The 20409-nt window shown below is 71.8% G+C and carries 17 protein-coding genes; 5 read left to right on the forward strand and 12 right to left on the reverse strand.

Annotated elements, in window-relative coordinates:
• Positions 1 to 42: 42 nt before the first annotated feature.
• The 3 genes from ABWO84_RS04385 to ABWO84_RS04395 are packed head-to-tail and all read right to left on the reverse strand — an operon-like array spanning position 43 to position 3057.
• The gene (locus tag ABWO84_RS04385; RefSeq protein ID WP_353112908.1) at positions 43 to 1164 is read right to left on the reverse strand and encodes a DUF4185 domain-containing protein; all 1122 of its coding nucleotides are present in this window, start codon (positions 1162 to 1164) and stop codon (positions 43 to 45) included.
• Positions 1142 to 1933 carry an SDR family NAD(P)-dependent oxidoreductase gene (locus ABWO84_RS04390; protein ID WP_353112910.1) on the reverse strand — a complete coding sequence of 264 codons (792 nt, stop codon included), beginning with the start codon at positions 1931 to 1933 and terminating at the stop codon, positions 1142 to 1144. The genes ABWO84_RS04385 and ABWO84_RS04390 overlap by 23 nt, the downstream gene beginning before the upstream one ends.
• A 2-nt stretch (positions 1934 to 1935) precedes the next feature.
• A complete protein-coding gene (locus tag ABWO84_RS04395) occupies positions 1936 to 3057 on the reverse strand; it encodes a glycoside hydrolase family 172 protein (protein WP_353112912.1) in 1122 nt (373 codons plus the stop codon).
• A 106-nt stretch (positions 3058 to 3163) separates the two neighbouring features.
• Here ABWO84_RS04395 and ABWO84_RS04400 point away from each other — a divergent pair, with 106 nt between their 5' ends.
• From ABWO84_RS04400 to ABWO84_RS04420, 5 genes are all read left to right on the forward strand, one after another.
• Positions 3164 to 4153: a LacI family DNA-binding transcriptional regulator gene (locus ABWO84_RS04400; RefSeq protein ID WP_353112914.1), complete on the forward strand. Its 990-nt coding sequence runs from the start codon at positions 3164 to 3166 to the stop codon at positions 4151 to 4153.
• A gap of 151 nt (positions 4154 to 4304) precedes the next feature.
• Entirely contained in the window at positions 4305 to 5792 is a 1488-nt protein-coding gene (locus ABWO84_RS04405; RefSeq protein ID WP_353112916.1) for an FGGY-family carbohydrate kinase, read from the forward strand.
• Complete coding sequence (locus ABWO84_RS04410) at positions 5789 to 8371, forward strand: GH116 family glycosyl-hydrolase (RefSeq protein ID WP_353112918.1); 2583 nt, start codon at positions 5789 to 5791, stop codon at positions 8369 to 8371. Before ABWO84_RS04405 ends, ABWO84_RS04410 begins: the two co-directional genes overlap by 4 nt.
• Positions 8368 to 9999: a fucose isomerase gene (locus tag ABWO84_RS04415; RefSeq protein WP_353112920.1), complete on the forward strand. Its 1632-nt coding sequence runs from the start codon at positions 8368 to 8370 to the stop codon at positions 9997 to 9999. Before ABWO84_RS04410 ends, ABWO84_RS04415 begins: the two co-directional genes overlap by 4 nt.
• 160 nt (positions 10000 to 10159) lie before the next feature.
• Positions 10160 to 11122, forward strand: coding sequence for a putative endonuclease domain-containing protein (locus ABWO84_RS04420; RefSeq protein WP_353112922.1), 963 nt, complete (start codon positions 10160 to 10162; stop codon positions 11120 to 11122).
• Between the two features lie 141 nt (positions 11123 to 11263).
• Here the strand turns inward: ABWO84_RS04420 and ABWO84_RS04425 are convergent, their stop codons facing one another.
• The 9 genes from ABWO84_RS04425 to ABWO84_RS04465 all read right to left on the reverse strand — a co-directional run bounded on the left by ABWO84_RS04425 (position 11264) and on the right by ABWO84_RS04465 (position 20405).
• Positions 11264 to 12604, reverse strand: a complete 1341-nt coding sequence (locus ABWO84_RS04425) for a DUF2252 domain-containing protein (protein ID WP_353112924.1) — start codon at positions 12602 to 12604, stop codon at positions 11264 to 11266.
• Positions 12605 to 12818: 214 nt separating this feature from the next.
• Positions 12819 to 13403, reverse strand: coding sequence for a hypothetical protein (locus tag ABWO84_RS04430; protein WP_353112926.1), 585 nt, complete (start codon positions 13401 to 13403; stop codon positions 12819 to 12821).
• A gap of 64 nt (positions 13404 to 13467) precedes the next feature.
• Positions 13468 to 13881, reverse strand: a complete 414-nt coding sequence (locus ABWO84_RS04435; protein WP_353112928.1) for a cytidine/deoxycytidylate deaminase family protein — start codon at positions 13879 to 13881, stop codon at positions 13468 to 13470.
• Between the two features lie 5 nt (positions 13882 to 13886).
• Positions 13887 to 15323 carry an aldehyde dehydrogenase family protein gene (locus ABWO84_RS04440; protein WP_353112930.1) on the reverse strand — a complete coding sequence of 479 codons (1437 nt, stop codon included), beginning with the start codon at positions 15321 to 15323 and terminating at the stop codon, positions 13887 to 13889.
• Between the two features lie 17 nt (positions 15324 to 15340).
• Entirely contained in the window at positions 15341 to 16114 is a 774-nt protein-coding gene (locus ABWO84_RS04445; protein WP_353112932.1) for an SDR family oxidoreductase, read from the reverse strand.
• 1 nt (position 16115) lies between these two features.
• Complete coding sequence (locus ABWO84_RS04450; RefSeq protein ID WP_353112934.1) at positions 16116 to 17051, reverse strand: dihydrodipicolinate synthase family protein; 936 nt, start codon at positions 17049 to 17051, stop codon at positions 16116 to 16118.
• Positions 17033 to 17842, reverse strand: a complete 810-nt coding sequence (locus ABWO84_RS04455; protein WP_353112936.1) for an enoyl-CoA hydratase-related protein — start codon at positions 17840 to 17842, stop codon at positions 17033 to 17035. Before ABWO84_RS04455 ends, ABWO84_RS04450 begins: the two co-directional genes overlap by 19 nt.
• Before the next feature lie 14 nt (positions 17843 to 17856).
• On the reverse strand, positions 17857 to 19047 hold the full coding sequence (locus tag ABWO84_RS04460) for a CaiB/BaiF CoA transferase family protein (RefSeq protein WP_353112938.1): 1191 nt from the start codon (positions 19045 to 19047) through the stop codon (positions 17857 to 17859).
• Positions 19044 to 20405, reverse strand: a complete 1362-nt coding sequence (locus ABWO84_RS04465) for an FAD-dependent oxidoreductase (RefSeq protein ID WP_353112940.1) — start codon at positions 20403 to 20405, stop codon at positions 19044 to 19046. The genes ABWO84_RS04460 and ABWO84_RS04465 overlap by 4 nt, the downstream gene beginning before the upstream one ends.
• Positions 20406 to 20409 lie beyond the last annotated feature (4 nt).

The following is a 20409-nucleotide window of genomic DNA, read 5'->3' on the forward strand; positions in this document are numbered from 1 at the left end:
TTCTCAGCGTCGCCCGGACGGCGACGAGGTCTGTCGCGGCGCTCACCCGTCGGCGAGCGTCATCCTCCTCAGCCCGAACCAGTAGGAGGTCACACCCGCCGGGGCGCACGGGCACACGTTCGACTGCACCCAGGCCGTCCTCTCGTCGTCCGAGACGAACTTCGAGGGGATCGTCGTCGCATACCCGCCCAGGCGTTCGGCGGTCCACGGGTAGACGCCGAAGTCCTCGGAGAGGAAGGGCTTCCACGGGCCCCACGGCGTCGGCGACTGGTAGAACTCGAAGGTGTACTCGGTCCACGACGTGTAGACGTAACGGTCGTGCTTCGGCAGGTACGTCACCCCGCCCTGCGACAGCACGCTGAGGTCGTGCACGCGCCGCTCGTCGACGAGGACGGGGCGCTTCCGGGCGATGTCCTTCGTCCAGGAGGGCTCGGCGTCGCCCGGACTCCCCGCGAAGAACTCCCAGGTCGCGGCGTCCTGCACCGAGGCGACGGGCACCCGGGCGAGGAACAGCGCCGTGGGGTCGGTCGCCGCATCGGTGAAGGAGTCCCGCCAGTTGCCGTCGAGCCCGTAGGCGTAGACGTACCGCTCGTCGGGCCGCCGCTCGGCATCCTTCCCGTAGTCGGCGAACCAGACCGTGGTGAAGACGCCGTCGTCGAACATCGGCGCCTCCGGGTCCCAGGTCCAGGTCCTGCCGTGGTCGTCGCTGCGGGCGATGGTCGCCGCCGGTGCGCGGTCGAAGTCGGCGGCGAGGTCCTGCACGGCGAGATAGAGTGTGCCGCCGACGCACAGCATCCCGGTGGGCTTGCGGGTGAACCCCGGTTCGGCCGTCCACACCCGCCCCAGCCCGTCGCCCGTCGCGAGCGCCTCCCCGGACAGGTCGTCGGACGCCGGGGAGCCGGTGATCCTGTTCATCACGATGTCGCTCGTCACGCTGCCGAACCCTGCACCGTCGCCGTTCGCCGCATACAGGGCGCCGTCGTCCGACCAGCAGCTCGGCCAGAGGTCGCCGTCGGACACGCCGATCGCCGTCGGTGCGTCGGCGACGCTCGCCGACGCGATCGGCGTGGAGGCCCCGCAGCCGGACGTCAGCAGCGCGCCGGCGAGCAGCGCCGCGGCGACCGCGAGGCGCCGTCTCGGATCACCAGACGGTGTATCCGCCATCGGCGACCACGTCCGAGCCGGTCATGAACCGGGATTCGTCGGAGGCGAGGAAGAGGATCACCGAGGCGACCTCGTCGGGCGTGCCGACCCGCCCCAGGGGTGTGCGCTCCAGCCACGCTGCGGTCCACTCCGGGTTCTGCTCCATCAGCGGGGCGGTCAGCTCGGTGGCGATGTATCCCGGGGAGACGGCGTTGACGCGCACGCCGCGGCCCGCCCACTCGCCCGCGAGCGTCCTGGTGAGGTGCGCGACCCCGGCCTTCGACGCGTTGTAGCTCGACTGCTTCTGCGGGTAGTTGCTGATCACGCCGCTCATCGACGCGATGTTGACGATCGATCCCCGTCCGGTGGAGAGCATGAGGCGCCCGAAGGCCTGCGCCACGAGGAACGTCCCGGTGAGGTTGATGTCGATCACCTGGCGCCACTCGTCGAACGTCATGTCCTCGGCGCTCGCGGAACGCACGATCCCGGCGGCGTTGAGCACCACGTCGGGTGCGCCGTGGCGTACGGCGAGCTCGGATGCCACGGCGGCGACCGCGTCGGGATCCGTCACGTCGGTCCGCACGAAGTCGAGCTCGACCTCGCCGGTGACGTGCTGCCAGCCCGCGGCGTCGGGAGCCGCGACCTCGCCGACGCTCATCGCGAGATCGAGCACGACGACGCGGCAGCCCTGCGCGAGGAAGCGCCGCACGGTGGCGAGGCCGATCCCGCGGCCGCCGCCGGTGACGACGACGAGACGTCCGGCGAGATCCGGGTAGGTCGCGTGCGCCATCGTCAGCTCCGCGGCTCGCGGGGAGGAGTGGATCCGAGGTCGGGCACCGGTGCCGTCCCTAGGTGTACCTCCATGTCGTCGGCGCTCGGCGACTTCGGCCGGCGCGCGGTCGGCCGGTCGAGGTAGAACATCGCGGTGGAGGCGATGTCGTCGCGCAGGGGGAGATAGCGCCAGCCGCTGCGCCACCCGAGGGCCTGGATGTCGACCTTGGGTATGCCGGTGGAGAAGCGGATCGGGTCCTGCAGGTGCCAGCGGTACATGCCGAAGCGCTGCTGGCTGACGTACAGGCCGTCGGGGCGGATCACCTGCGGCATGCCGAGGTAGGGGGTCGAGAACGCCGTGTAGCCCTGCCCGGGGATGTCGAAGTTCCAGGCGCCGCCGAAGTAGTCCTCGGTGCCCGTGCCGCAGATCGTCGGGTAGTCGGTGTCGTCGTCGAGATAGAACTTGATCTCGCCCTCGCCCCACCAGCCGTTGGAGTTCACGCCCCAGGCGATGTAGGTGCCGACGTACTGGCCCTGTCCCTCGATGCCCTCGAGGATCACGTGCGGGGCGAGGTCCTCGAGCGGGTTCGAGCGGCGCCACTGCGCGTGGAAGTAGCCGTCGTTCGAGTAGTCGCCGCCGGTCTCGTAGGTCACCTGGTAGTAGACGCGCACGTCGACGACCGAGGTGTTCTCGATCGTGAGGCGGGCGCCGTCGCGGAACGGCATCGGCCAGTACGAGTTGAAGCCGCCGTGCGGGTTGGCGGCGATCGCCTGCGAGTTCACCTGGGCGAAGACGCCCCAGCCGTTGCAGAAGAAGTCTCCGTAGGGCACCTCGACGGCCGGCTCCTCGGCGCCGTCCCAGAACGCCCGCAGGATGAGGGTGCGCCAGTTGTCGGTGTGGGTGGTGATCCAGATGTGCGTGATCTTTCCGGCGCCGGCGATCGACGCCAGCTCGAAGGTCTCGCCGGCCTTGATGTCGACGCTGGGGGAGATCTTCCAGCCGGGGCCGAGGTCGCGGGCGCAGTCGGCGCCGGTGCCCTCGGTGGCCTTTCCGCCTCCGCCGACCGCTCCGTCGAAGTTCTCGGGGGAGATCGACCGGGTCTGCACCTGGCGCAGGGCGGCGATCGAGTTCAGGTCGGGCATGCGCACTTCCTCGTGTCGGCGTGGGTGGGTGTTCCGTCACAGTACCGGGAACGCCGGGATGTTGCAATCGATTTCAACACGGTAGTGTGTGCTGACAGTACAAGCCGTGAGGAAACACGTGGCCACGATCTACGACGTCGCACAGCTCGCCGGGGTGTCGCCGGCGACGGTGTCGCGCGTGTTCAACGGGGTCGGGGTCTCCGAGGCCAAGATCGTCGCGGTGCGCAATGCGGCCAAGCAGCTCGACTTCACGCCGAACCGCGCGGCCCGCACGCTGCGCCGGCAGAGCTCCGAGGTGATCGCGCTGGTGATCCCCGACATCGAGAACCCGTACTTCACCGAGATGGCCCGCGGCGTCGAGGACGTCGCGAGCGAGGCCGGCTACTCCGTCGTGCTCTGCAACTCCGACTCGCAGATCGAGAAGGAGTCCACCTACCTGCGCATCGCGATGGCCGAGAACATGTCCGGCGTGATCCTCGCCGCCGCGTCCGACCACAGCAACCTCGACGAGATCCTGAAGACCGGGCGTCCGGTGGTCGCGGTCGACCGCAGCACCGGATACGACATCGACGGCGTCGTGATGTCCAACCGCGACGCCGGGCGCAGCGCCACCGCGCACCTGCTCGAGACCTCTCACCGCGTGGCCTACATCGGCGGCCCGGAGAACATCGAGACCGCCGCGGACCGCGCCGACGGGTGGCGCCTCGCCCACCGCGACGCCGGGGTGCCGGTGCCGGAGGACCTGCTGCGCTTCTCGTCGTTCCGGGTGGACGGCGGCCGCGAGGTCATGGAGGAGCTGCTCGCACTGCCCGAGCCGCCGGACGCCGTCGTCGCCGGCAACAACCTCATCGGCGTCGGCGCGATCCAGGTGCTCACCGAGCACGATCTGACGCCGCCCCGGATCGGGGTCGCGGTGGTCGGGTCGCTTCCGTTCACGACGCTCTCGCCGAGCGCGGTCACGGTGGTGCGGCTGCCGGCGCGGCACATGGGCGTCACGGCGGCGCGGATGCTGCTCGAGCGCATCCGCGGAGACGTGCAGCCGTCGCGCACCGTCGTGCTGCGCAACGAGGTGCAGGCCGCCCGACCCCGGCGCTGAGTCCGGGAGCGGCGACGGCCTGAAACCGCCGATGCCGCGGTGCGCCCCGGTTTCCCGGGGATCGACGCAGAAATCGGGCGTGTCGGCGCTTGCGGCATGAAATCGATTTCGTCTACGCTGTGGGAGCAAGGTTCCGGTCAAGGAGGACGACATGCGCTGCACCCTCGGGGTGGACATCGGCACATCGAGCAGCAAGGGCGTGCTCGCCGCCGAGGACGGCACGATCCTGCAGACCGCCACCCGTGCCCACGAGGTCTCCCGGCCGCACACCGGGTGGGTCGAGATGGACGGCCGGATCTGGTGGGACGAGTTCGTCGAGATCGCCCGTGAGCTGCTCGCCGCGCAGCCCGACGCCGAGGTCGTCGGCGTCGGCGTGAGCGGCATGGGCCCCTGCGTGCTGCTCGCCGACGAGGACGACGAGCCCGTGCGGCCCGCGATCCTCTACGGCGTCGACACCCGCTCCACGGCGCAGATCGCGCGGATGACCGAGGAGCTCGGCGCCGAGGAGATCACCCGCGTCGGCGGATCGACGCTCACATCGCAGGCCGGCGGCGCGAAGATCGCCTGGGTCGCCGATGAGGAGCCGGAGGCGTTCGCCCGCGCACGGCGGCTCTTCATGCCCGCCTCCTGGCTCGCCCGCCGCCTCACCGGCGCCTACGTGCTCGACCACCAGTCGGCCAGTCAGACCTCGCCGCTCTATGACATCGAGCGCGAGACCTGGCACGACGAATGGTGGCAGCGCTACGCCGGGACGATCGCGCGGCCTCCGCTGCTCTGGGCCGACGAGATCGCCGGCACGGTGACCACCGAGGCCGCCGGGCTCACCGGTATCCCGGTCGGCACGCCGGTGATCGCCGGCACGATCGACGCCTGGACCGAGGCCGTCAGCGTGGGCGCCCATGAGGTCGGCGACCTCATGCTGATGTACGGCACCACGATGTTCCTCATCGCCACCGGTGTCGAGACGCTGCGCACGCCCTCGATGTGGACCACCGCCGGCGCCTTCGCCGGCACCCGCAACCTCGCCGGCGGGCTCTCGACCTCGGGAGCCCTCACCGCGTGGCTCAAGGACCTCACCGGCTCGGACTACCCCGAGCTGCTCGCCGAGGCCGCGGCATCCGGCGCCGGGGCCAGGGGTCTGCTCGTGCTGCCCTACTTCGCCGGGGAGCGGACGCCCATCCAGGACCCGGACGCCCGCGGCGTGATCGCCGGGCTCACGCTCGAGCACGGTCGCGGCGACCTCTACCGCGCCGCTCTCGAGGCCACCGCGCTCGGCGTGCGGCACAACGTCGAGACCATGCGGGCCGCCGGCGCGGACATCCGGCGGATCGTCGCCGTCGGCGGGGGGACGCAGGGCCGGCTCTGGCTGCAGGTCGTCTCCGACGTCACGGGGCTGGTGCAGGAGGTGCCCGCCGCCACCATCGGCGCGAGCTACGGCGCCGCCTTCCTCGCCGCCCGCGCGGTCGCCGAGGGCGCAGCGCCCGAGATCTCGGAGTGGAACCCGGTCACCGAGCGGATCGTGCCCGACCCGTCCGTCGCCCCGCTCTACGACGCGCTGTTCGATCGCTACGTGCGGCTCTACGCCGGCACCAGGGACGTCGTCCACGAGCTCGCCGAGATCCAGAAGGACGCCCGATGACCCGCCGCGCCCGCGCCATCCCGCACACCTCCGAGCGTGCCGCGTTCCTGCTCGGAGGAGTCGGCACCGGCAACGTGTCGCTCGGCGCCCGGGGCGAGCTGCGCGACTGGGAACTCGAGAACCTCCCCGACAAGGGACGCCGCAACCCGCGCTCCTTCTTCGCGATCCACGCCGCGCCCGAGGGCGGCTCGCCGGTGTCGCGCGTGCTGGAGGCGCGGCTCACCGGACGCCACGACTGGGATGCCGGCTATTCCTTCGACGACCTCGCCGGCCTCCCGCGCCTCGCCGGGGCCACCATGCACGGCGAGTACCCGGTGGTCGACATCGACTTCACCGACGACGTGCTGCCCGTCGAGGTGTCGCTGCACGCCTTCACCCCGCTCGTGCCCCTCGACGCCGACGAGTCGGGCATCCCCGCCGCGGTACTGCGCTACCGCGTGACCAACCCCGGCACCGTCGCGGTCGCGGTCACGGTCGCGGGAAGCCTGACGCACACCGCCGGGCGCGGCGACCCCGGGCCCGATGCGCCCTGGGGCATCCGCGGGATGCAGACCGTGCGCTGGCGCGACGAGGACGGCGTCCGGGGCCTCGACTTCGGGATCGACCTCCCCGCGGACGACCTCGGCTACGGCACCATGAGCCTCACCACCACCGATGAGCACGTGACCGTGAAGCCGCAGTGGGTCACGAGCTACTGGCCCGACGGGCCCCGGATGTTCTGGAGCGACTTCTCGGAGGACGGGCTGCTGCAGCCCGAGCCGCGGCTCACGCTCGAGGACAAGCCCCGCGGCCTGTTCGCCGAGAAGGACGCCGACCCCGACGCCCCGCCGCTGAGCGAGGAGGAGATGCTGGCGAAGCTGCCGCGGCTGCGCACCGGCTCCCTCGGCATCGTGCACACGCTCGCCCCCGGGGAGTCGCGCGACTTCGAGTTCGTGCTGTCCTGGAGCTTCCCGAACCGCCTCCGCGGCTGGCGCGGCCACATCATCATGGACGACGCTCCGGCGGCGGCCGTCCGCAACCGCTACGCGGTGCTGTGGCCGGACGCCTGGGCGGCGGCGGCGCACCTGCACCGCGAGCTGCCTGCGCTCGAAGGGGCGACCGACGCCTTCGTCGAGGCGCTCTACGGCGGCACGCTCGATCCGGTGCTCGTCGACGCGATCGGCGCGAACGTGGCCGCTCTGCGATCGACGACCTGTTTCGTCGTGCAGTCGCCGACGCCCGAGCTGGGCGAGGGGCCGGTCTTCGCGGCCTGGGAGGGCTCGTTCGACCACGGCGGCTCGTGCGAAGGCACCTGCACGCACGTCTGGTCGTACGCGCAGACCGCGGCGTGGCTGTTCCCCTCGCTGGAGCGCAGCGCGCGCCGTCCCGAGTTCCTGCTCGAGACCGATGAGGCGGGGGCGCAGAAGTTCCGCGGCAACCGCGTGTTCGGGGCGCCTTCCTGGTTCATCGGCCCCGCCGTCGACGGGCAGCTCGGCACGTTCCTGCGGCTGCACCGCGAATGGCGGTTCTCCGGCGACGACGACTTCCTGCGCGAGCTGTGGCCGGCCGCCGTGCGCACGCTCGACTTCGCCGCGAGGGAGTGGGACCGCGACGGCGACGGCCTGCTCGACGGGGAGCTGCACAACACCTACGACATCGAGTTCCACGGCATCGACCCCCTCGCGAACGGCATGTACCTCGCGGCGTTGCGTGCCGGAGCGCGCATGGCCGCGCACCTGGGCGAGGAGTCGCGCGCCGCGGAATGGGGCGCCCGCGCCGACCACGTCGCCGCCGCGATGGATGCCGAGCTCTGGAACGGCGAGTACTACCGCCAGGTGATCGACGACCTCGACGCGCACCGCTACCAGTACGGCGACGGCGTGCTGTCCGACCAGCTGCTCGGACAGTTCCACGGCTACCTCAACGGACTCGGGGCCCTGCTGCCCGCCGAGCACGTCGAGTCGGCGCTCGCCGCGATCGTGCGGCACAACCACCGCGACGACCTCTCCGCCCACGAGAGCACCCAGCGCGTGTACGCGCTGAACGACGAGGGCGGGCTGCTGCTGGCGTCCTGGCCGCGGGGCGGCCGCCCCGCCATCCCGTTCGTCTACTCGGACGAGGTGTGGACGGGCGTCGAGCACCAGGTCGCCGCGTCGCTGCTCTTCGCCGGACGCGCCGAAGAGGCGCTGCGCGTCGAGCGCGCGCTGCGCGCCCGGTACGACGGCGTGCACCGCAGCCCGTGGAACGAGATCGAGTGCGGCAACCACTATGCGCGCTCGCTCGCATCGTGGGCGCTGCTGATCGCGGCGAGCGGCGCGCAGTGGGATGCACCGTCGCGCACCCTGTCGTTCGATCCCGCGTTCCCCGGAGCGCAGTCCTTCCTCTTCACCACCGGCTCCGGCTGGGGACGCGCCGAGATCGACGGCGACGTCCTCACCCTGCGCCTCGACGGCGGCGAGCTCGAGCTCGACGACCTGCTGCTGCGCGGCAGGAGCCTCGGCGGAGGCATCCGTCTCACCGCCGGCGACGCGCACACCGCCGGCGCCACCGCACCGACCCAGACCCAGACCATCCGCTCGCACGAAGGAGCACAACCATGACGTACACCCTCCCGACCCCGGTGAGCCGCCCCGCGGCCGCACCGAACACGGTCTACCTGATCACCTCGGGCGACCTGCGCGAGTCGGCGAACATCGCCGGATGGCCCGTCCAGGCCGCCACCGAGGCCGCCGTCACCCGGGCGTTCGAGGAGCTCGGCTGGAAGGTCGTCCGCCCGTTCGGCGTCGACCCCGTCAGCGGACACGGCTACATCCGCAGCCAGCGGATGGGCATGGAGGTGTTCAAGAACATCCCCGAGGACGTGCCGCTGGTCGTGGCGACCGCGAACTGGCAGTACTCGCACCACGTTCTCGCCGGGCTCCGCACCCACCGCGGCCCGATCCTCACCACCGCGAACTTCGCCCCCGACTGGCCCGGACTCGTCGGCCTCCTCGGCCTCAACGCGGGCCTGACCAAGATGGACAAGCCGTACTCCACGATCTGGTCGGTCGACTTCACCGACGACTGGTTCAAGGCCGGCATCAAGGAGTGGATCGACACGGGGAGCATCACCCACGACGCCTCCCACGTGCGCGACCTCCCCGCGCTCCCCGACTCCCCGGAGAAGGAGCTGGGCGAGGCGCTCGCCGCGGAGCTGCTCGCCGACAAGGCCATCATCGGCGTGTTCGACGAGGGCTGCATGGGCATGTACAACGCGATCTTCGACGACGAGCTGCTCAACAAGACCGGCATCTACAAGGAGCGCCTCTCGCAGTCCGCCCTCTACGCCGAGATGCTGAACGTCGGGGAGGACGAGGCGAACGCGGCCTACGACTGGCTGATCGACCACGGGATGACCTTCAAGTACGGCGAGGACGCGACCACCGAGCTCACCCGCGAGCAGGTGCAGTGGCAGATGAAGATGTACATCGCCGCGATGCGCATCGCCGACGACTTCGGGCTCGACGCGGTCGGCATCCAGTACCAGCAGGGTCTGAAGGACCTCGTGCCGGCGTCCGACCTCGCGGAGGGCATCCTCAACTCCACCGAGCGCCCGCCGGTGACCAGCCGCGACGGCGCGCGCGTGCTGCACGAGGGCAAGGCGTTCCCGCACTTCAACGAGGCCGACGAGGGCGTCGCGCTCGACGCGCTCGTCACCGATCGCGTGTGGCGCGCGATGGGCCTGGTCCCCGACAACACCCTCCACGACGTGCGCTGGGGCGAGGAGTACGACGGGCAGTTCGTCTGGGTGTACGAGATCTCCGGTTCGGTGCCCGCATCGCACCTGGGCGGATGGCAGAACGCCGAGGGCTGGCGTCAGGGGCACGTGTTCTTCCCGGCGGGAGGCGCCACGATCAACGGCGTCTCGAAGCCCGGTGAGATCGTGCTGTCGCGCGTGTACATCGCCGAGGGCGTGCTGCACGCCGACATCTTCCGCGGAACGGTCGTCGAGCTCCCCGAGGAGGAGACGCAGCGCCGCAAGTCGGAGACGAACCCCGAGTGGCCGATCGCCCACGTGGTGCTGCACGGCCAGACGCGCGATCAGTTCATGGCCCGCCACAAGGCGAACCACGCGCAGCTGGTCTACGCTCCCGACGCCGAGACGGCCGACAAGGCGCTGATCGCGAAGGCGGCGATGTTCGCGGGCATGGGCATCCAGGTGCACCTGGTCGGCGACGTCTCCGTCTGACGTCTCCTCCTTTCCCGCGCCTCCTCCTTCCCCGTCTATTCGTCGCAAAGTCCCGTTATCCGGCCCGGATTCCGGCACTTTGCGACGAATAGACGGAGCGGAGGGGGCCTTCCTGTGGATAAGCGGGACGGGGTGCGGGCCATACGGCAGGTTGGTGCGCATGGTTCGCCGACCCGCACCGCTCCCCGAGGACGCACCGGAAGTGTTCCGCGTGCAGGACGCCCTCGCGGGCGGAGTGCCCCGGGGGCGTCTGTTCCGGGGCGACCTCGCACGTCCTCATCACGGCGTGCGCTCCTCGGCCGGGCCCGATGCGACGGACGAGAGGGAGAGCGTCTGGGATCGGCGTCGCCGCGACCACATCCGCTCCATGCGGGAACTGCATCCGGTGCTGTCGCCGAGCGCCTACTTCTGCGGTCCCTCCGCCGCCCTGCTGTGGGAGATCCCGCTGCCCGCACGGGAGTGGCGCGAGCTGCACGTCGGGATGCCGCGCCCCGCCCGCACACCGCGACGCCCGGGTGTCGTCGGGCATCAGCACAGCGAGGGGTACGTCGCCGTCTCGGTGAAGGACGGGTTCCGCGTGACCGACCCCGCGAGCACCTGGGCCACCCTGGGCGGTCTGCTCGGCATGGACGCGCTGACCGTCGCCGCCGACCGGGTGCTGCGGACGCCGCGGATGCCCGGAGGATTCCGCATGCTCCAGGGGACGGCGCTCGCGACCCGCGAAGAGCTCGCCCGCTTCGCCGAGCGCAAGGGGCGGCCCGGCGCGCCGATGCTCCGCCTCGCCCTGGAGTGGGCGCGCGACGGCTCCTCCTCCGCACCGGAGTCGCGGATCCGTCTGCTGATCCGCGACGCCGGGCTGCCGGAGCCGGAGCTCGACCACGACGTGTACGACCGTCGCGGTCGCTTCATCGGATGCAGTGAGCTCGCCTATCCGGATCGACGTATCGCGATCGAGTACGAGAGCGACGGACACCTCACGAGGCCGCAGCTGCAGCGCGACGTGGACAAGTACCAGGCGTACGCGGAGGCAGGATGGACGGTGATCCGCCTCACGGCGCGCCACGTCTCAGAGACGCCCTGGGAGGCCGTCCGCCGGATCCGCTCCGCACTCCGCACGGCCTGAGCCCTGGCTCTCCGTTCCCGTCCGGCCTGGACCCGTCGCGTCGCCCTCTGGCCTCGGGCTCCGTCTATTCGTCGCAAAGTCCCGCTATCCGGCCCGGATTCCGGCACTTTGCGACGAATAGACGGGAAGGGGAGGGGGCCGTCAGGCGGCGAGGAAGGCCTCGAAGTCGCGGGCGGAGACCTCGGCGTACTCGTACGACCAGGTGAGGAGCGCCTCGGTCGCGGCGACCCCGTCGCCGACGTAGCCGACCACGCGCGATGCTCCGGGGGACTGGCTGTGCGCCCGGGCCAGCACCGCCGCGCACGCCTGCGCATACGTGGCGAAGGCCTGGTCGTCGAGCTCCTCCACCTCGATCCCGCCCTTCATGTCATGGAACTGCCGCACGTAGAAGTCGGCGTCCGGGCTGCGGAGGTGTCCGAGGAAAGGATCGGACAGGGCTTGCAGGATCCGCTGCATCGCCACCACCCTCGCGCCTTCGCCGTCGGCCTCGACCCCTTGGCGCAGATGCTCGGGCTGCGGCATCCGTCCGTACTCGACCAGCACGCTCGCCGCCGCTTCCTTGGGCTGCATGAGCAGCGTGCTGCCGTCACCGTCCTCGAGCAGCGCCAGGTAGCAGCGGGTTCCCACGCTGCCGACGCCGACCACCCGGCGCGCGACGTCGGCGATGTCGTAGTGCTCGAGCAGCAGACGCACGTCGGGGGTGGCGGATGCCCGGAAGGCGTCGAGCTGGCGGTGCACGAAGGCGCGCATCTCGTCGGGCACCGGCCCCATGGTCGGCGGAGAGTGCACGAAGCGCCGGTGCCCGTCGTCGCCGACCTCCGTGAGACGCTGGACGGCCCGCTCTCCGGTGCGTTTCTGCGCTTGCTTCACGGAGCGGCGGATGGCCTTCTGCGACGCCGGGTCGAGCGAGGCGCGGGACGACCTCACGTTGAAATGCGTGAAGTAGCGCTCCGTCGGGCTGAGTCGCAGCACCGCACGCATGCCGCGGACGTACGTCGAGATCGCCGTGCGCGCCGCGGTGTGCACCACCTCATCGGCGCGCGAGGTCGCCCGTCCGCCGATGATCACGCTGGTCACGAGCCTCTTGACGTCCCACTCCCACGGCGCCCAGGCGGCCTCGTCGAAGTCGTTGAGGTCGAAGACCAGTTCGCGCTCGGGGGAGGCGTAGAAGCCGAAGTTCGACACGTGCGCGTCGCCGCAGGACGCGACGAGGATGCCGCTGTGCGGGGCATCTGCGAGGTCCGCGGCCATGAGCGCGGCCGTGCCCCGGTAGAAGGCGAACGGGCTGGCCGACATCCGCTCGCGGCGCAGCGGGACGAGGTCGGGCAGCCGCGCGGCGTTCTGCCGCTCGAGGATGCCGAGCGGGTCCCGCGGCCCGTCAGCGTGGATCGCGAGCGCCGACCGCGGGGTGCTCCTCCGCCGAGCCTTGCCCTCGGCGTGCAGCGTCTTCCGCGATGCCGGGAGTTCCCGTTCGGTTGCCATGGCGACATTGTGGCACTCGGATGCCGCCTCGTCGCCCTCCGTCCGGCCCCCGGGATCCCGCCCCGCCCCGCCCCGTCCCGATCCGTCCCGTCCCGATCCGTCCCGTCCCGTCTATTCGTCGCAAAGTCCCGTTATCCGCCCCGGATAACGGGACTTTGCGACGAATAGACGCGCAGGGGCGTGGGAGGGGGGACGCGCGGGGGTGTGGGAGGGGTCAGGCGGGTGGGAGGCGCAGCACCGTCGACTCGCCGGACGTCAGGTCGTCGGCGATGCGGATGCTGCGCGCCAGGTCGTCGAGCGCGCCCTCCACCGTGCCGAAGCGCTCCCGGTCGCCGCACACGGCGGTGAGCGTCACGAGATGCGTGCCGGTGTCCCAGGTGTAGGTCGCGAACGGCGGCGCCCCCGGACTCGGCGGGATCGCCATGAGCAGCTTCTCCCCGACGCCGAGCGCGGTGCGGAACTCCTCGGTGTCGTCGTACTCCATGGGCATCGACGCCCGCGCCATCCGCAGCTGCGGCGTGAGCTCCTGGGCGGTCGCGATCGCGACGATCAGCTCGGGATCGGCCTTCCACGTCCAGGCCAGCACGCGCCCGTCGGCCTTGCGCATCGCGAAGGGCGCGGCCTGACTCGCGACCCAGGCTCCGAAGCCCGAGCCGGCACGAGGCGAGGCGCCGAACCCGCCGTTCGCCCGGGTCAGCAGCATCCGGATCGCGGCCTTGCGCTGGCGGCGTCCCTTCCACCCCAGCGAACCGGTCACCGGGGTCCAGCGGTCGGGGTCGGCGGAGGAGATCAGGCGCATGGCACCCACGGTAGGGGATGCCGCTCGGAAGAGCCTCCGAGCGGCATCCCTCCCTCCGGAGGTCTCAGGAGTCGTACGGCTGCGCGCGCACCCAGGGGATCGGCAGGAGCGCGGACGGCGCGACGACGCCGATCTCCCCGGCGTCGTCCACGATCACGCGGATGTCCTCGCCGTAGTGCGGCACGAGCTCGCGGCAGACGCCGCAGGGGTTGATCACCCGCGGGGCGCCCGCGGCGTCCATCCCCACCGACACGATCGTCTCGAGCGCGGTCTCACCGGCGATCCGGGCGTTCGCGACCGCACTGGGCTCGGCGCAGACGTTCACGCGATCGGAGGCGAGATGCAGCCCCAGGTGCACCTCGCCCGTGGCCCCCCGCACCGCGGCGGCGACCCGGTGGTCACGGGCGTCGTAGGCGCGGAGCAGCAGGGCGGATGCGGCCTGCACCAGCTCGTGGTCGGCGGGGGTCAGCGGCTCCATCGTGCTCACTCCACCCCGGTGTACGTGGTCTTCTCCCACGTGTAGAACTGGGTGGCGGTGTGCCCCTGCTCGCGGAAGGTGTTCGACGACGACTCCTTCACACCCCCGAACGGCACGTGCAGATCGAGGCCCGAGGTGGGACGGTTGACCTTCACGACGCCCGCCTGCACGCGATCGGCGAAGTCGGAGGCGTGCGTCAGGCTCGTCGTGCAGATGCCGGCGGTGAGGCCGTACGGCGAGTCGTTGAGCGCGGCGAGGCCCGCCTCGTAGTCGGGGACGTCGACCACCGCGACCACCGGGCCGAAGATCTCCTCGGTCGCGATCGGCGCGGTGTGCGCCACGTCGACGGCGACCACGGGCGCGAAGCGCAGGCCGTCGGCCTCCGCGGCCCCGGTGAGCAGCCGGGCGCCCCCGTCGAGTGCCTCCTGCACGGCGGACACGTCGCGCCGCAGCTGGTCCTCGCTCACGACCGGGCCCATCGTCGTCGCGGCGTCGAGGCCGTCGCCCGGGATGTAGGCGCGAGCGAGGTCGGCGAGCTCGGCGAGGAACGTCTCGCGGATGCCCGGCGTCACGTACACGCGCGAGGTTGCGGTGCACGCCTGCCCGGTCAGCGCGAAGCCGCCCGCCGCGACCACCTGCGCCGCGCGGCGTGCGTCGGCGTCGTCGACCACGAGCACACCGTTCTTGCCGCCCATCTCGAGCTGCACGCGCGCACGACGTGACTGCAGGGTCTTCTCCAGGCCCAGCCCGACCGCGGTCGACCCGGTGAAGGACAGTGCGCCGACGCGGGGGTCGCGGGCGATCGCATCGCCCACCACCCGGCCGCTTCCGTGCACCACGTTGAAGACCCCGTCGGGCAGCCCGGCCTCGTGCAGCGCGACCGCGAGGTGCGTGGCCGACATCGGCGTGAGCTCGGCGGGCTTCATGACCACCGCGTTGCCGCTGATCAGAGCGGGGGCGGTCTTCCACGCGGGGATCGCGATCGGGAAGTTCCACGGTGTGATGAGGCCGACTACGCCGATGGGCTCGCGCCGTGTGGTGACGGTGGTGCCGGGGATCGAGCTCGCGTAGATGCTTCCGGTGGCCGCCCAGCCGAGCGATCCGAAGAACTGCAGCACGCCGATCGCACGCCCCACCTCGCCCGTGGCCTCGGCGATCGTCTTGCCCTCCTCGCGGACGAGGTCGGCGGCGATCTGCGGGGTGCGCTCGCGCAGGATCTCGGCGGCCTTGAGCAGGATCGCGCCGCGCGCGGGCAGCGGAGTGCGGGCCCAGGCGGGCTGCGCGGCGACGGCGGCGGAGATCGCGGCATCGGCGTCGGCGAGGTCTCCCGCGGGGGAGAGGACCGCCACCTCGTCCGGGCGCGCGGGGTTGCCGCGCTCCTTCACGGCGTCGCCGGTGAGTTCGCCGCCGATGAGGTGCTTTGCGATTGCGGGGGTGGTCATGAGTGTCCTTCCGGGGTTCACAGCGAACGGACGAGTCCGCCGTCGCATCGCAGCGCGATGCCGGTGATGTACGAGGCCGGTGCGCTGCACAGGAACGCGCCGGCCGCGCCGAACTCCGCGGGGTCGCCGTAGCGGCCCGCGGGGATGGTCTGCTCCGAGCGCCGCCGCACGTCGTCGACGTCCGCGCCCGTGCGTGCGGCCGTCACGGCGTCGAGGGCGGCGACCCGGTCGGTCGCGATGCGTCCCGGCAGCAGGAGGTTCACGGTGACGCCGTCGGGGGCGACCTCGGCGGCGAGCGTCTTGAGGTAGCCGGCGAGGGCGGCGCGGCCGAGGTTCGACGAGGCCAGGTTCTCGAGCGGAGCGGCGATCCCGCTCGAGCCGATCGCGAGGATCCGTCCCCAGCCCCGTTCCCGCATGCCGGGCAGCGTCCGCGAGACGAGGTCGTGCCCGGGGGTGAACAGCTGCGCGAAGGCGGTTCCGGCGTCGGAGGGGGAGAGGTCCGCCGCCGGCGAGGCCTTCGGGCCCGGCCCGTTCACGACGAGGATGTCGATGACGCCGAACGCCTCCTCTGCGGCGGCGACCGCCTGCGCCCGGGAGCCGGCGTCGAGGAGGTCGACCTCGAGACCGATCGCCGAGGGCAGCCCGGCCGCGACCGCGGCGGCCTCCGTGCCGCGGCGCCCGGTGACCACGACGTTCGCGCCCTCGTGTCCGATGGCCTCGGCCACGGCGCGGCCGAGGCCCGCCGTCGACGCGCAGACGAAGGCGGTGCGTCCCTGCAGTCCGAGGTCCATGTCAGGCCTCCCCGCCGGAGAGCAGCGCCTCGGCGCGGGCGAGGTGCCCGACCGCGAGCGGCGCGAGCTGTGCGGGGAACGGCGCCGCCGGCGGGCGCACCGATCCCTCGGCGAACAGGCCGCGGCGGGTGAAGAGGTCCTTGCGGAGCGCCAGCGCGATCCGCGGCTGCTGCTCGAAGTTCACCAGGGGCAGATAGGGCGTGAAGGTGCGGCGGGCGCCGTCCTCGTCGCCGGACAGCCAGGCGGAGACGCAGGCGACGAGGGCCTCGGGCACGGAGAAGCCCGTCATCGCCCCCGCGGAGCCCGCGGCGAGCTCGTCCAGCAGGCTCTGACCGCCGAGTCCGCCGAAGACCGACGCCGGGGTGGCGGCCGCGATGCGGGCGATCGCCATCGCGGTGGGAGGCGCCTCTGCCTTCACGGCGCTGAGGAACGGGCAGGCGCCGACGACGCGCAGCAGGTCGTCGGTGGAGATCGCGACGCCGCTCGCCACCGGATAGTCCTGCAGCACGATCGGGACGCCGGTGGCGGCGTGGACGTCGTGCAGGTGCCGCACCACGGCGTCGGGGCGCGGCGAGTTCACCTGCACCATGGCCGCGACCATCCGCTCGCCCGTGACACGGCGGGCCGCCTCGATCTCGTCGATCGCGGGCCCGGTCGCGAGGGAGGTGACGCCGACCACGAGCGGCAGCGCGGTGTGCGCGACGGCGACGGACAGCACCACGGCGCGCTCGGCGGCCGTGAGCGCGCTCGCCTCGCCGAACACCCCGAGCACCGTGAGGCCGGTGGCGCCCACCTCTTCGTAGCGGCGGACGAGGCGCGCGAGGCTCTCGGCGTCGACGGCGAGGTCCTCGCCGCGGAAGGGCGTCGCGACGACGCCCCACACCCCGCGGGCGAGGGGCTCGGCGGCCTCCCGGGCGGTCATCGCGGTGCCGCCCACGACGGAGCGCGCTTCTCCTGGAACGCGCGGACGCCCTCGTCCTGCTCGGTGGAGGCGAGCGAGGCCATCAGCGCGGGCAGCCGGGCGTCGCGGGCCTCTGCGGCCGTCAGGTGCGCGGTGCGGTTGACCATCTGCTTCACGGCCCGCACCGAGGTCGGGGCGCAGAGGAGGATCTGCGCGATCCAGCGCTCGACGGCGTCGGAGAGTTCCGCGAGCGGGGCGACCTCGTTCACCAGGCCGAGCCGGGCCATCTCGGCGGCGGGCGCCTTGCGGCCGGTCAGCAGCATTCCCATCGCCTGGGTGTAGGGGATGCGCCGCACGAGCTTCGGGATCCCGCCGTCCAGCGGCAGCCGGCCCACCCGCGGCTCCGGCAGCGCGAACTGCGCGTTCTCGGATGCGATCACGATGTCGGCGCCCAGCACGATCTCCATGCCGCCGCCGAGCGCGTAGCCGTTCACCCGCGCGATCACCGGGATGTCGAGCGTCGTCCGCAGGCTGAGCCCGCCGAAGCCGTTCGGGTCGTAGTCGGCCCAGTACTCCACGCCGGTCTTCTCGACGCTGCTCGCCGTCATGTCGGCGCCCGCGCAGAACGCCCGCTCCCCGGCGCCGGTGACGATCACCGCGCGGACCGAGTCGTCGGCCTCCAACTGCGCCCAGATCTCGTTGAGCCGTGCGAGCGTGCGGCCGTCGACCGCGTTGAGGACGTGCTGGCGGTCGATGGTGACCGTCGCCACCCGCCGGTCGTCGATCGTCAGGCGCACCTCATCGACGCGCTCGGTGTTCTCGGTCATCGTGGTGTCCTCCGTCATCGCAGCACGCCCAGCTCCTGCAGCCGTGCGATCGTGTCGTCGTCGAAGCCGTTGTCGCGCAGCACCTCGACGTTGTGCTCCCCCAGGCGCGGGGCGACACGGCGCACCCGGGCCGGGGTGCCGCGGAGGTGGACCGGGGCGTCCAGCATCCGGAACCTCCCCGCCACGGGGTGCTCGGCCTCGAGGATCATCCCGTTCGCGGCCGTCTGCTCGTCGTCCAGGGTCTCGGCCAGGGTGCGCACCGGCGCGTTCAGCACGCCCTCCGCCTCGAGGCGGGCGGTCCAGTGCGCCGTGGTGTTCGTCGCCACGCGGGCGGCGAGCTCCTCGTGCAGCCGGACGCGGTTCGTCATCTGATCGTCGAAGGTCGCATACTCCGGGCGGTCGGTGAGGTCCTCGTCGAACTCCAGGGCGCGGGAGATGTGCGTGAGCGGGTCGGTCGTGAACCCGCCCACCATGCAGACCGCGCCGTCGGTGGTCGCGAACACCGCCGAGAGCGGCATCCGTCCCCAGTTCACCTCGTAACCGCGGTTGAGCTGCATGCACGCCTCCTGCATCTGCATGTGCAGCATCGAGTCGTACATCGTCACCTCGACCTTCTGCCCCTCGCCGGTCTTCTCGCGCGCCTGCAGCGCGAGCAGGATGCCCTGGAACAGGTGCATGCCGGTGGTGTAGTCGCAGAGGGTCGTGGGATAGATCGACAGCGGATCCTCGGTGCCGCTCCGGCGCCACATCACGCCCGAGTAGGCCTGATTGACCACGTCCTGCCCGCCGAGGGAGGAGTACGGGCCGGTGGTGCCGAACCCGGTGCCGGAGGCCCACACGAGCCGGGGGTTCTCCGCGCGCAGCTCCTCGTATCCGAAGCCCATCCGCTCCATCACCCCGGCGCGGAAGTTGCTGACCACGACATCGGCTCCGGCGATGATCCGCCGCAGCACGTCCCGGCCGTCCTCGCTCTTCGTGTCGATCGACAGGCCGCGCTTGTTGCGGTTGATCGACTGGAAGATCGGATTGTCCTGCCCGTCGCGGTCGGGGTAGGAGTTGCGCGAGGAGTCGCCGGTCCCCGGTCGCTCGATCTTGATGACGTCGGCGCCGAAGTCGCCCAGCAGCTGCGTGCAGCTCGGGCCCATGAAGACCTGGGTGAAGTCGACGACGGTGATGCCGTCGAGGGGGAGGACGTCCGCCGTCATGCCATGACCTCCTCGTCGATGGTCGCGTTCGCCGAAGGGCGGTCGCCCGGATCGGCGTTGTGCCGCCGCATCCCGGCCTGGATGTCGACGGCGTCGACGTCGCGCACGAGCACGCCCTGCGAGAGCGAGAGCGCGGCGGCCACGCCGGTGGCCTGGCCCATCGCCATGCAGGGCGGGATCTCCCGCGACGACTTCTGCGCCTCCGAGGTCGCCGAGTAGTGGCGACCGGCGACGAGGAGCTGGTCCACGTTCCTGGGCAGCAGCGAGCGATACGGGTAGTAGTAGTCGCGGCCGCGCGCGACGCTGTCGGCGAAGTGGCGGCGCTGCACGACGTCATCCTTGGTCATCACGTACTCACCCTGCAGCAGGCGCGTCTGCCGCACGCCCATCTGCGGGGCGGTGTCGAGCACGTAGGCGTTCTCGAAGCCGGGCAGGTTCTCCCGCACGTAGTCCACGGCCTCGGCGATGCGGTCGCGGGCGGTGAACTCCGCCTCGGTGAGGGACAGCGGGTCGGTGCCGTCGAAGCCGCGCATGTGCGGGGAGTTGCACCACACCACGCCGGGGAGGGGCGTCTTCAGCCACCACAGCTCCCAGGCCCCGCCGAGGATCCGCTTGGCCTTGCGGTTGATCGCCCGCGCCGCCTTGGGATCCTGCTGCTCGAACTCCTCGGCACGGGCGGTGTCGACGCCGCCGAGACGGAAGACGAGGGTGGTGAGGTAGCTGCCCTGGATGTAGTCGGCGCCGGCGCGCGAGGCCACGTCGATGTCGCCGGTCGTGTCGATCACGATGTCGCCGAGGTAGGCCTGCGGCCCGGCCTTCGTCTCGACGATCACGCCCTTCATCACCCCGCCGTCGATGATGGGGCGGGAGAACACCGAGTGCAGGGCCACCTTCACTCCGGCCTCGCGGACGAGGTCGTTGGAGACGCGCTTCCAGCCGTCGGGGTCGAAGGCCGCGGCGTAGCAGATCGGCTTCGGCTGGGTGTGGCTGTGGAAGTCGAAGGTGCCCCAGCGGCCCCACTTGTTCCACAGCTCCTGTGACTGCCGGCGGTCCTCTACGGGCGGGACGACGGCGAGACCGAGCTTCTGCAGTCTCTCGACGTACTCGGACACGATGCCGGTGACCGTGATCTCCTGCCCGTTGATCATGTCGTCGAGCACCAGGACCATGCCGCCGGCGGCGAGGCCGCCCAGGGCGGGGTAGCGCTCGATGAGCGTGACGGACACGCCGGAGCGGGCGGCGGTGACGGCCGCGGCGACCCCGGCGGGCCCCCCGCCCACGACGATGACGTCGGAGCGGGAGACGACGGGAGCCGGCAGCTCGTCGCTGGAGACGGCGAGTTCGGTGCTGTTCAACATGGGG

Origin of the sequence: Microbacterium sp. (assembly GCF_040394595.1) — a bacterium.
Classification (GTDB): domain Bacteria; phylum Actinomycetota; class Actinomycetes; order Actinomycetales; family Microbacteriaceae; genus Microbacterium.

Coding starts and splice junctions, on each gene's coding strand:
- ABWO84_RS04385 (WP_353112908.1), bottom strand. CDS start 1,164: ATGGCGGATACACCGTCTGGTGATCCGAGACGGCGCCTCGCGGTCGCC.
- ABWO84_RS04390 (WP_353112910.1), bottom strand. CDS start 1,933: ATGGCGCACGCGACCTACCCGGATCTCGCCGGACGTCTCGTCGTCGTC.
- ABWO84_RS04395 (WP_353112912.1), bottom strand. CDS start 3,057: ATGCCCGACCTGAACTCGATCGCCGCCCTGCGCCAGGTGCAGACCCGG.
- ABWO84_RS04405 (WP_353112916.1), top strand. CDS start 4,305: ATGCGCTGCACCCTCGGGGTGGACATCGGCACATCGAGCAGCAAGGGC.
- ABWO84_RS04410 (WP_353112918.1), top strand. CDS start 5,789: ATGACCCGCCGCGCCCGCGCCATCCCGCACACCTCCGAGCGTGCCGCG.
- ABWO84_RS04415 (WP_353112920.1), top strand. CDS start 8,368: ATGACGTACACCCTCCCGACCCCGGTGAGCCGCCCCGCGGCCGCACCG.
- ABWO84_RS04420 (WP_353112922.1), top strand. CDS start 10,160: ATGGTTCGCCGACCCGCACCGCTCCCCGAGGACGCACCGGAAGTGTTC.
- ABWO84_RS04425 (WP_353112924.1), bottom strand. CDS start 12,604: ATGGCAACCGAACGGGAACTCCCGGCATCGCGGAAGACGCTGCACGCC.
- ABWO84_RS04430 (WP_353112926.1), bottom strand. CDS start 13,403: ATGCGCCTGATCTCCTCCGCCGACCCCGACCGCTGGACCCCGGTGACC.
- ABWO84_RS04435 (WP_353112928.1), bottom strand. CDS start 13,881: ATGGAGCCGCTGACCCCCGCCGACCACGAGCTGGTGCAGGCCGCATCC.
- ABWO84_RS04440 (WP_353112930.1), bottom strand. CDS start 15,323: ATGACCACCCCCGCAATCGCAAAGCACCTCATCGGCGGCGAACTCACC.
- ABWO84_RS04445 (WP_353112932.1), bottom strand. CDS start 16,114: ATGGACCTCGGACTGCAGGGACGCACCGCCTTCGTCTGCGCGTCGACG.
- ABWO84_RS04455 (WP_353112936.1), bottom strand. CDS start 17,842: ATGACCGAGAACACCGAGCGCGTCGATGAGGTGCGCCTGACGATCGAC.
- ABWO84_RS04460 (WP_353112938.1), bottom strand. CDS start 19,047: ATGACGGCGGACGTCCTCCCCCTCGACGGCATCACCGTCGTCGACTTC.
- ABWO84_RS04465 (WP_353112940.1), bottom strand. CDS start 20,405: ATGTTGAACAGCACCGAACTCGCCGTCTCCAGCGACGAGCTGCCGGCT.